The organism is Thermogemmatispora sp., from assembly GCF_019683755.1.
Taxonomy (GTDB): domain Bacteria; phylum Chloroflexota; class Ktedonobacteria; order Ktedonobacterales; family Ktedonobacteraceae; genus Thermogemmatispora.
In genome coordinates, this window is the sequence record NZ_JADGHT010000476.1 from 1 (window position 1) to 2821 (window position 2821).

At 56.6% G+C, this 2821-nt stretch carries 1 protein-coding gene; it reads right to left on the bottom strand.

Features of this window, described 5'->3' with window-relative positions; genetic code table 11:
* Positions 1-75: 75 nt before the first annotated feature.
* Entirely contained in the window at positions 76-2232 is a 2157-nt protein-coding gene (dnaG, locus tag IRZ24_RS18980; RefSeq protein ID WP_297167897.1) for a DNA primase, read from the bottom strand.
* Positions 2233-2821: the final 589 nt, after the last annotated feature.

Genomic DNA, 2821 nt, shown 5'->3' on the forward strand with positions numbered 1-2821 from the left:
ATACAATCCTGATCATTGCCACCTACCATCCAAGCCACTTGACATCACCTATATAACACCTGGGCTTGAGGGCTGTCATCCCTGCAGATTCGTTTTCAGGTGAATCTCGCGGATCTGCCGGTGGATGTCCTGTAACTGGCGCTCCAGCTCGCGCACCGCGGCCAGATCTCCAGCTTCGCGGGCCTCCTGGATCAAATAGCGCAGCTCGGTATTGAGCTGCATGAGCCGCATGCGCTTCAACCTGGTGGCGCACTGGGTGGCTGCTTTGATCAGTCCTGCTCCATCGAGCGGAGAGGCTGCCTCGACGCGCCTTTGCGCTCGGGCCGCTGTTTCCAGCAACGCGGAAGGCAACAGTTGCTCTAAGGGTTGATGGAAAGAGGAAGAGCCACGTTGATAAACAGAGTTGAGAAAGTGGTACAACTCCCGCGTGTCCGTCCCGATAAAGTCACCATCGTTTATTATACCACAAACATGTTGACTTAAACCAGGATGTTGGAGGAGTAGCCCGATTAGGTAGTCTTCCCATTCTACTCTATCCAACTTCCCTCTGTCAAGCTCTAGACCTTTGCCGCCGGGGCCGGAGCTTGCCGAGGTGGTAACCGCGACCTCTGCCCCGGCTTTGGCCTCTTCTCCTTCCACCACCGTAGGTGAGGGTGAGGATACACCCTCTGTTCCATTCCTCCCGCTGGAGTCTGTACTAATCCGAGCCAGCGTGGACAGAGAGCGCAATGGAGCCTTGGGTAGCTGGCGCTCCTGCCTTTGTCTTCGCTTGCCCTTTTCCACCTCCCTGCGGCCTGCTTCGGCGGGTACGATGATCTCGGCTACACCCTGGTGTTTGCCGCGCAGGCTACGCTGCAATTCATTATACAGGCTCTGTTCATCGACATGGATCATCCTTGCCAGTTTCCGCACATAGGCGTCGCGCTTGACGCGGTCGCTGATCAAGGCAATGATAGGAAGCAAGCGCCGTGCAGCGAGCGCCTGATCACGGGGCTGGCGCAGATCAAGATCCGCCGTCTTCGCTACAAAGTAATAATCGACCAGGGGTAACGGATGAGCTAGAGCCTCCTCCCACTGGGCTGGATTTTGGCGGATCACTTCATCGGGGTCCTGGCCGGCAGGAAGGAGGAGGACATCAATCTGGGCATCTACCTCCTCCTCCAGGCGAATGATGGCCCGGGGACTGGGTCCCTGGCCACGATGATCTTGTGATGGTGCCGGTAGCGGGATGGGCACAATGGTGCGCTCGAGGGAGCGCAGGGCTTCCTGAATACCGTGTTCGGTGGCTGCCATCCCGGCGGCGTCTGGATCTAAGGCCAGAGTGATGTGCCGTGTCAGCTTTTTGATCTGTTGAATGTGCTTTTCAGTAATCGCGCTGCCAATGCAGGCCACCGTCTGTCGGGTCCCATACTGGTGGGCCATGATGGCGTCAAGATAGCCCTCGACAATGATTACCTGGTTTGTCTGCTTGATCGCCTCCTTTGCCCGATCAATGGCATAGAGCACGCTGTTTTTCTCAAAGAGTAGCGTTTGCGGCGTATTGAGATACTTAGGCTGGCCATCGCCTAGCGTGCGCCCGCCGAAACCAATCACCTGGCCTCGCAGGTCCCGGATTGGAAAGATAATGCGATTCCTGAAATAGTCATAGAGGCCTTGGCCGTCTTCTGGCTCGCGGGCCAGCCCTCCCTGGATCAATTCTTGCTCGCTATAGCCCTGTGCGAGCAGATAGCGACAAAGAGCATCTCGACTATCGGGAGCATAGCCTAAGCCAAAGTCGATGACTGTCTCCGCTGTGAGGCCACGGCTCTGGAGATAGGCCCGTGCCTGGGCAGCTTCACGTAGGCGCAACAGGGCCTGATGAAACCAGAGCTGAGCATCCTCGTTAAGCTGGCGCAGCCGCTCGCGCTGGGCCGCTAGCTCGCGCTGCTGAGTTCCATCGTAGCTGGGCTGCCCTTCGAGAGAGATGCCAGCCTTCTCCGCCAGGTAACGCAGTGCCTCGGGAAAATCAAGCCCCTGCGACTTCTGCACAAACGTAAAAATATCGCCGCTTTCGTGACAGCCGAAGCAGTGCCAGTGCTGTGACTCAGGAAAGACATAAAAGGACGGCGTGCGCTCACTATGAAAAGGACAGAGAGCCTTGAAAGCCCGGCCCGTTTTCTGTAGCTTCACAACCTGGCTGACTTCGTCTACCAGGTCGAGGCGCGCTTTGATTGTCTCAATAATTGAAGACATTGGCCGCCCTCAGCAAATCAATGGCGCTGTGCTTGTTAGCACTGAGCCTCTCGCTCTAGCGAGGTGTCAAAGAGCTATTGGTCTGATTGGGCAGGGGATATCGTCCCCTGCCTGCAGTTGTTAGCCGCCCACCCCAAGAAGGGAAATAAAAGGGTATTGTAGTAGTAGTAGGATAGGCACCGCGGTGAGAGAGGGAAACACGTGGCCACGCATGCCCCCTTGCCATAGGCACCCCAGCCCGGTTCTGTCCTGGCTCTCTTGCTCTCTCTGCCACCCCCTAGAGATATAACGAGCTACTGTCGGGAAAGTCGCACTCTTGGAGATGGGTGAGTAACCTGCTGCGGCCTCTGCTCTCTCCCTCGGCCAGAGCCGTTCAGATAACAAAGGTGAACCATGAGAGGGAACTCTGTCAAGAGATGGTGACCAGAGGTGCGCTGGTCACCCCCACCGCTCTGGTATCGGTCGAACTTGGGCAGCTTCTCCTCTGCGCAGAAAGGTCTGACTCTCTTCGTCAGGCCGGGATTACTCTGCCCACGCAAGTTATCCACATTTCCACACTCCCTACTACTATTATCCATCTCTCTATAAG

Bases quoted from the DNA above. Each gene is read 5' to 3' on its own strand.
- dnaG (WP_297167897.1), bottom strand. From the start codon at position 2,232: ATGTCTTCAATTATTGAGACAATCAAAGCGCGCCTCGACCTGGTAGAC.